Below are 7,820 nucleotides of genomic sequence, written 5' to 3'. Positions count from 1 at the left end.
AGCTTTTCCCAGCAGCTCGTTGGTCTCCTTGAGCTCACGGATCTGAGCGTCACGTTGGGCGAGTTCCTCGGCGTGGCGGGCCGTCTCGATGGCTCGCCGTTCGACCATTCCCTGCCGGCCCTTCGGTTGCGAGTTCATCGGTTCAGTCTGACGCGGAACCAGCCCGCGGTCCACGTCGCCGTCGAACACCGCCGTCCGCCAGCGCGTCATCATGCCCCTCGAGACGGACGGATGCGCCACCATCCACGGCCCATGCTGGCCATACGGCAACCGGCAGTACTCGAACACCATCTCCCGAATCTGCTCCCCTGTGAACTCAGCACTCAACATGCGATAACCCTCCATAGCTTCTCGAATGACTCACCAGAAGCTTGGCAAAGAGGGAGTGAAGGGCGAACAGTGAAGGGCGAACGGTGAAGGGTGAACCCTCGAATTCAGCGCTGGTGGCGCGGTTTCCAGACCACCAGGGCGTTGCGTTGAATCGGCACCAGGTCGCGGCGATAGCTGGCGTGCACGTTGGCCAGATCCTGAGCCAACTCGGAGACCCGGGCCTGCAGTGCCTCGACCTGATTGGTCAGCTCGATGATGCGCTTGATGCCGGCGAGGTTGACGCCCTCGTCCTGGGAGAGTCGCTGCACTTCGCGAAGTAGTGCGACGTCACGCGGTGAGTAGCGCCGACCGCCGCCGGTGGTGCGATGCGGGGTGACGAGCCCGAGCCGGTCGTAGGTACGCAGCGTCTGCGCATGCATGCCCGCCAACTGTGCCGCGACGGAGATCACGAAAACCTGGGCGTCGGGATCAGCTTGCCCGCCACCGGCTTTCGCAGATCCGCCCTCGGGAGGGACCGACATCACACACCTGCCCACCCGGCCCGCGGGTCGAATCCGCTGGCCTTCTCGGCTTCCAGATAGTTCTTCAGAGCGTCGGTAGCAGCATCGTCGAGTTTCTGCGGGACGGCAACTTTGACGGTCACCATCAGGTCGCCGGTGCCGGACTTCTTCGGGATACCGCGTCCACGCACGCGCAACACTCGGCCGTCGACGGTGCCCGGTGGCACCTTCACTCCGACGCGCCCCTCGAGGGTGGGCACCGACAGCGTGGTGCCGAGCACCAGTTCTCCGTAGCTCACCGGAACGGTCACCGTCAGGTCGTCGCCTGTTCGGCCGAACACCTTGTCGGGCTTGACCCGAACGGTCACGAACAGGTCGCCGGACGGCGCTCCGCGCAAGCCGGCTTCACCCTGACCGGCGAGCCGAACCTTCTGGCCGTCGCTGATGCCGGCCGGGACGCGCACGGTGATGGTGCGGGTGCGGTTCTGCACTCCGGTGCCGCGGCAGTCGACGCACGGGTCGTCGATGATGGATCCGGTACCGCGGCAGTCGTCGCACGGCTCACTGAAGCCGAACGCGCCTTGGTTTCTGTTGACGACGCCTTGGCCGTTGCATTTGGTGCACACCCGCGGGCTGGTTCCGGGCTTCGCGCCGCTGCCGTGGCAGGTGGTGCACGAGGACGGGCTGGTCAACCGCAGGGGAACCGTAACGCCCTGTGCCGCTTCACGGAACTGCAGCGAGGTCTCGGTTTCGACGTCACTGCCGCGTCGGGGTCGATTGTTCTGAGGCCGCTGCTGCGCGCCGCGGTTGAACAGGCCACCGAACAGGTCACCGATTCCGCCGTCGCCGCCGCCCTGGCCGAAGATGTCGCCGACGTCGAAGGTCTGTCCACCGCCGCCGAATCCGCCTGCGCCGGGAGAGAATCCACCGCCGCCACGGTTACCGAAACCACCGGAGGCGAACAGCTTTCGTGCTTCGTCGTATTCCTTGCGCTTGGCCGGGTCGGCGAGGACGGCATGCGCCTCGCTGACCGCCTTGAACTTGTTCTCGGCCGAGGCGTTGCCGGGGTTGGCGTCGGGATGGTTGTCCCGGGCCAACTTTCGGTACGCCTTCTTGATCTCTTCTGCAGTCGCGCTGGAGGAAACGCCCAGCTCCTTGTAGAAGTCCTTCTCGATCCACTCCCGCTGGCTCACCGGGCGTTTCCTCCTCTCGCGCTATTTCTCTACTGCTCGTCGGACGCGGGTGCATCCGATTCTTGTGTTGCACTGTCCACGACGCCGACCATCGCGGTCCGCAGGACGCGCTCGCCGAGCTTGTAGCCCGGACGCATCAGCGTTCCGACGACCGGACTGCTGCCGTCGCCCTCATGGGAGACAGCCTCGTGGATGGCCGGGTCGAAGGCGTCGCCCTCGGCTCCGAAAGTGGTCAGGCCGATGTTCGAGAACACCACTGCCAACTTGTCTGCCACTGCCTTGAGCGGTCCGGTTTCGAGGTCGCCGTGCTGGCGGGCTCGCTCGAGGTCGTCCAGAACCGGAAGAAGCTGCGAGACGACGGACGCCTTCGCGTTCTCCGCTCCGGTCTGCTTCTCACGATCGGTGCGACGCCGGTAGTTGGCGTACTCCGCCGAGACGCGTTGCAGATCTGCGGTGAGCTCTGCAACCTGCGTGTCACGCGGGTCTTCCACTACGTCGCCGTCGACGGTCCCTTCGTCCACCGAGTCGGGCTGGGGCGCAGCCCCGGTGCCCACCAGGGGCTCCGGAACTGCGTCACCTTCCCGTACTTCACCGGTCTCGGGATCGATCTTTCGCTTGTCCACGAAAGTGACCGGTTCCTGCTCGGTGTTGTCCGACGTCACTTCTTGTCCGTGTCGTCGGCGGGCTCGTCGACAACCTCTGCGTCGACGACACCGTCGTCAGCGGCCTGCGCGCCACCCTCTGCGCCGCCCTGCTCCTTGGCCTGAGCCTCGTAGATGGCGGTGCCGAGAGCCTGCGACTCCGTCGAGAGCTTCTCCACGGCGGTCTTGACTGCCGAGATGTCGCTGCCTGCGAGAGCCGACTTGGCGTCGGCGATGGCGGTTTCGACGCGTCCCTTGAGCTCGGCGTCGACCTTGTCCTCGTTGTCCTTGACGAACTTCTCCGTCTGGTGGACGAGGGACTCGGCCTGGTTGCGGACCTCGGCCTCTTCGCGACGAGCCTTGTCCTCGTCTGCGTGAGCTTCCGCGTCGGCGACCATGCGGTCGATCTCTTCCTTGGACAGACCGGAGCCGTCCTGGATCTTGATCGTGTTCTCCTTGCCGGTGCCCTTGTCCTTGGCCGTGACGTGCACGATGCCGTTGGCGTCGATGTCGAAGGTGACCTCGATCTGCGGGACTCCGCGAGGAGCCGGGGGCAGCTCGGTCAGCTCGAAGGAGCCGAGGAGCTTGTTGTGCGAGGCGATCTCGCGCTCACCCTGGAAGACCTGGATCTGCACCGAGGGCTGATTGTCGTCAGCGGTGGTGAAGGTCTCGGATCGCTTCGTCGGGATGGTGGTGTTGCGCTCGATGAGCTTGGTCATCACGCCACCCTTGGTCTCGATGCCGAGGGACAGCGGCGTGACGTCGAGGAGCAGTACGTCCTTGACCTCACCCTTGAGGACGCCGGCCTGCAGTGCAGCACCGACGGCCACGACCTCGTCCGGGTTGACGCCCTTGTTGGGCTCGCGTCCACCGGAGAGCTCCTTGACCAGCTCGGAGACTGCGGGCATACGCGTCGAACCACCGACGAGCACGACGTGGTCGATGTCCTTGACGGCGATGCCGGAGTCCTTGACCACTGCCTGGAACGGCGCACGGGTGCGATCGAGCAGGTCGGAGGTGATCTTCTGGAACTCCGAGCGGCTGAGCTGCTCGTCGAGGAACAGCGGGTTCTTGTCGCCGTCGACCGTGATGTACGGGAGGTTGATCGAGGTGCTCTGCCCGGAGGACAGTTCGATCTTCGCCTTTTCGGCAGCCTCACGCAGACGCTGCAGCGCCATCTTGTCCTTGGTCAGATCGATGCCGTTCTGAGCCTTGAACTTGTCGACGAGCCAGGTCACGATGCGCTCGTCCCAGTCGTCGCCACCGAGGTGGTTGTCGCCGGACGTCGCGCGGACCTCAACCACGCCGTCGCCGATTTCCAGCAGCGAGACGTCGAACGTGCCGCCGCCGAGGTCGAACACGAGGATGGTCTGCTCGCTGTCGCCCTTGTCCAGGCCGTATGCGAGAGCTGCCGCGGTGGGCTCGTTGACGATGCGCAGGACGTTGAGGCCGGCGATCTGGCCGGCTTCCTTCGTGGCCTGGCGCTGTGCGTCCTCGAAGTACGCGGGAACGGTGATGACCGCGTCGGTGATTTCCTCGCCCAGGTAGGCCTCGGCGTCGCGCTTGAGCTTCTGCAGCGTGCGCGCGGAGATCTCCTGCGGGGTGTACTTCTTGCCGTCGATCTCCACGGTCCAGTCCGTGCCGACGTGGCGCTTCACGGAGCGAATCGTGCGGTCGACGTTGGTGACCGCCTGGTTCTTCGCGGGCTGGCCGACCAGCACTTCACCGTTCTTGGCGAAAGCGACGATCGACGGGGTGGTGCGTGATCCCTCGGAGTTGGCGACGACAACCGGTTCGCCGCCCTCGAGGACGGACACGACCGAGTTGGTGGTCCCGAGGTCGATACCGACCGCACGAGCCATAATGTTTCCTCCTGTTAGTGCTGGGGTTCAGTCCCTGGGTGAGCGAATTCCGCTCAAGTTTGCACAACGCGTCTTGTCGCGTCAACTTCCAACTTGAGCCTCATCCACTCAAGGCTGCTGACCTGCACAACGGAGGGTGTGGCGAATTTGTTCCCCGGGGAGCGGCTGCGCCGCATGTGCGCGAAAACTCGACCCCTGCTACGAGGTTTCGCGCACGTGGGGCGAAGCCCCTCCACAGCAGTACGCCGCGACGATCACGGGGATCGTCGCGGCGCAGCGGGGAGAAAGTCAGTGCGGGCTACTCGCCTGCATCTTCGGCGGGCGGGGCGGGGATGCAGCTGTGGGTGAGCAGTCCACCGGTGATGTTGTCGAGGAAGTTCGCGTCGAGTGCGCTGGCGAAGGCCGCGGCACCGGCGGGGCGGGCCATCCATTCACGATCGACCGACGGCACGGTGTACGTGGCGGCTTCGCCTGCCTTGATGGTCGTCTCGGTGTTCTGACCCTGCACGCCCGGCAGTGCGCCGTAGTTGACGTTGACGTTCGACGCGTCGTCCGCACCGACGTTGTCCACCTTGACCTGGAGTGCGACGACGCCGCCCTCGGGTGCGTCCTCGACCGTGGTGTCGCAGACGGCGGCCATGGTCACCACCAGGTCGGGGCTTTCGAGAACCACCGAGCCGAGCGGGCCGACGGGTTCGGGGGCAGGTTCGGCCGATGCGGCCGGTGCGAGGGCAACCGCACCGATGGCGGCGGCCAGAGCGGCCGTCGAGGCCAGGATCGATGTGCGGGCAAGACGTCGCATGAACAACTCCTGTAGCTGAAGGGGATGTGACTCATGAGTCTGATGTGACAGATGGGTCAGTTGGTACTCAACTCACTATGTCCTATCGGAATCCGACATTCCACACCAGGCGGTCTCGATTCGATGACGTTCGCATATCGAAGGAAAACGCCCCTGAAGAATCACATCGATGTAGTTCGGAGTACGTTTCACCGGTCGGTGAGCCAGGTTTCACCGGTCGCCGATCAGGGGAACCACAACCCTGCGGATCGGCCGCGCCCTACGTAGGGTTGAGGAAAAGCGAGGCTACGGAGGCACATGGATCCCGAAGTGCAGCACGAACCGAGCGAGATCACCTACGACGAGAAGTTCTATCCGGCTCGGCCGAAACCACTTCGACCCTCGGTGCGTCGCGCCAACAGGAGCAGCAGCCCCACACCCGACAGCGAACCGGTGGCCTCGAATCCCGAGTACGTGGACTGGCTCACCGAACAGTCGATGCTGCGCGACGCCAAGCTCATTGCCGAGCAACTCTCGGGCAAGGGCAGCATGTGGCAGAACCCGTACGCCGACCCCGATCCTCGCGCCGCCGTCGAGCGCGCACCGGTGTGGTTCACCGCGTATCCCATCTCGGTGATCAACGCCCCGCAGACGAGCTTCCTGAGCACACTCGGCGACGAGAAGCTGTGGCAGGCCTTTTCCGAAATCGGTGTCACCGCAGTGCATACCGGCCCGGTGAAGGTGGCCGGCGGCATCCACGGTTGGCGTCCCACCCCGTCGGTCGACGGCCACTTCGACCGCATCGGCATGCAGATCGACCCGGCGTTCGGATCGGAAGAAGAGTTCCGACGCCTCTGCGTGGTGGCGTCGGCGTACGACGGCATCGTGATCGACGACATCGTGCCCGGACACACCGGTAAAGGTGCGGACTTCCGGCTCGCCGAGATGGCCGTCGCGGACTACCCCGGCATCTACCACATGGTCGAGATCGAACCGCAGGACTGGCATCTGTTGCCCCGAGTGCGAGCCGGAGCCGATTCGCAGAACATCGACGCCGAGGCCGAGGCCAATCTCGCCCGCGCCGGATACATCATCGGCCAGCTGCAGCGCGTGATCTTCTACGAGCTCGGTGTGAAGGAAACAAACTGGAGCGCAACACCTCCCGTCGTCGGCATCGACGGCGTCGAGCGTCGCTGGGTGTACCTGCACTACTTCAAGGCCGGTCAGCCGTCGATCAACTGGCTCGATCCCTCTTTCGCCGGCATGCGACTGGTGATCGGTGACGCGTGCCATTCCATCGCCGATTTGGGTGCAGGCGCATTGCGGTTGGACGCCAACGGCTTTCTCGGTGTGGAGCGTCGAGCCGAAGGCCCGGGCTGGTCCGAGGGCCACCCCTTGTCCGAGGCGGCGAACCACCTGATCGCCAGCGTGGTGCGCAAGATGGGCGGGTTCACCTTCCAGGAGTTGAACCTGACGATCGACGACATCAAGGCCATGGGTGAGAACGGTGCCGACCTGTCGTACGACTTCATCAATCGCCCGGCCTATCAGCATGCGCTCGTCATGGGAAACACCGAGTTCCTCAGGCTCACCATGACTCTGGCGCGCGATCACGGCGTCGACACGGCGTCTCTGGTGCACGCGTTGCAGAACCACGACGAGATGACGTTCGAGCTCATCCACTTCGCCACCCTGCACGCCGAGGACGAATTCACCTACGGCGGCGAGGCGGTCAAGGGCAGCGATCTGGGCGACCGGATCCGCGGTGAGCTGACCGATCGACTCACCGGACGCTGGGCACCGTACAACCGGACGTTCACCACCAACGGAATCGCTTGCACCACAGCAAGTGTGATCACCGCATCGCTCGGGATCCGCGATCTGGACCGGATGGACGAGCGAGACATCGAGACGGTCAAGCGGGCCCACTTGCTGCTCGCGATGTACAACGCGTTGCAACCGGGCGTGTTCGCACTGTCAGGCTGGGATCTACTGGGCATCCTGCCGATCGATGCCGCGGAGGTCGACGACCTCATCCGCGAAGGCGACACCCGCTGGATCAACCGCGGCGCGCACGATCTGATGGGGTACTTCCCCGAGGCCGTGCGCTCCGAATCCGGCATCCCCCGCGGGCGCAGCCTGTACGGCTCGCTCCCGGAGCAGCTGGCGGATCCGCAGTCGTTCGCCCGCCAGTTGGCGCGAATCATCGAGTTGCGCAAGAAGTTCGGTATCGCTACCGCCCAGCAGATCGACATCCCGACCGTCTCGCACAAGGGTCTACTGGTGATGGTGCACGAACTCGGGCAGGGAACCATCCAGGCGACGGTGCTCAACTTCTCGTCCGAGGAGATCAGCGCGACCATCCAGTCGAAGCACCTGGTGCCCGGCACCACGGCCGTCGACGTATCGGACGACAACGAGATCGCCACGGTGGACGAACTGAACAGTTTCCCGATGACGCTGCGCCCGTACGAGGGTGTGCCGGTGGTGCTGCGCTGAGACCGCAGGGCTCC

General features: G+C 64.8%; 7 protein-coding genes. 1 reads left to right on the top strand and 6 read right to left on the bottom strand.

All coding sequences use genetic code 11. The features are described 5' to 3' along the window. The 6 genes from QM590_RS12040 to QM590_RS12015 all read right to left on the bottom strand — a co-directional run. On the bottom strand, positions 1-330 hold a 330-nt coding region (locus tag QM590_RS12040), incomplete at its 3' end, for a hypothetical protein (RefSeq protein ID WP_269594979.1). A 104-nt stretch (positions 331-434) separates the two neighbouring features. Further along, on the bottom strand, positions 435-851 hold the full coding sequence (locus QM590_RS12035; RefSeq protein ID WP_045196872.1) for a heat shock protein transcriptional repressor HspR: 417 nt from the start codon (positions 849-851) through the stop codon (positions 435-437). Next, entirely contained in the window at positions 851-2,023 is a 1,173-nt protein-coding gene (dnaJ, locus tag QM590_RS12030; protein ID WP_269594980.1) for a molecular chaperone DnaJ, read from the bottom strand. The genes QM590_RS12035 and dnaJ overlap by 1 nt, the downstream gene beginning before the upstream one ends. A gap of 29 nt (positions 2,024-2,052) precedes the next feature. Further along, positions 2,053-2,685, bottom strand: coding sequence for a nucleotide exchange factor GrpE (grpE, locus tag QM590_RS12025; RefSeq protein WP_149407355.1), 633 nt, complete (start codon positions 2,683-2,685; stop codon positions 2,053-2,055). Then, entirely contained in the window at positions 2,682-4,526 is a 1,845-nt protein-coding gene (gene dnaK / locus QM590_RS12020) for a molecular chaperone DnaK (RefSeq protein ID WP_269594981.1), read from the bottom strand. The genes grpE and dnaK overlap by 4 nt, the downstream gene beginning before the upstream one ends. Before the next feature lie 298 nt (positions 4,527-4,824). Beyond that, positions 4,825-5,328: a Pro-kumamolisin, activation domain family protein gene (locus tag QM590_RS12015; protein WP_149407357.1), complete on the bottom strand. Its 504-nt coding sequence runs from the start codon at positions 5,326-5,328 to the stop codon at positions 4,825-4,827. Positions 5,329-5,625: 297 nt separating this feature from the next. Here QM590_RS12015 and treS point away from each other — a divergent pair, with 297 nt between their 5' ends. Continuing rightward, on the top strand, positions 5,626-7,806 hold the full coding sequence (gene treS / locus QM590_RS12010) for a maltose alpha-D-glucosyltransferase (protein WP_149407358.1): 2,181 nt from the start codon (positions 5,626-5,628) through the stop codon (positions 7,804-7,806). Positions 7,807-7,820 lie beyond the last annotated feature (14 nt).

It is taken from the genome of Rhodococcus sp. IEGM 1372, from assembly GCF_030056835.1.
In the GTDB taxonomy this organism is placed as follows: domain Bacteria; phylum Actinomycetota; class Actinomycetes; order Mycobacteriales; family Mycobacteriaceae; genus Rhodococcoides.
This window is presented reverse-complemented; position numbering and strand designations above follow the sequence as displayed.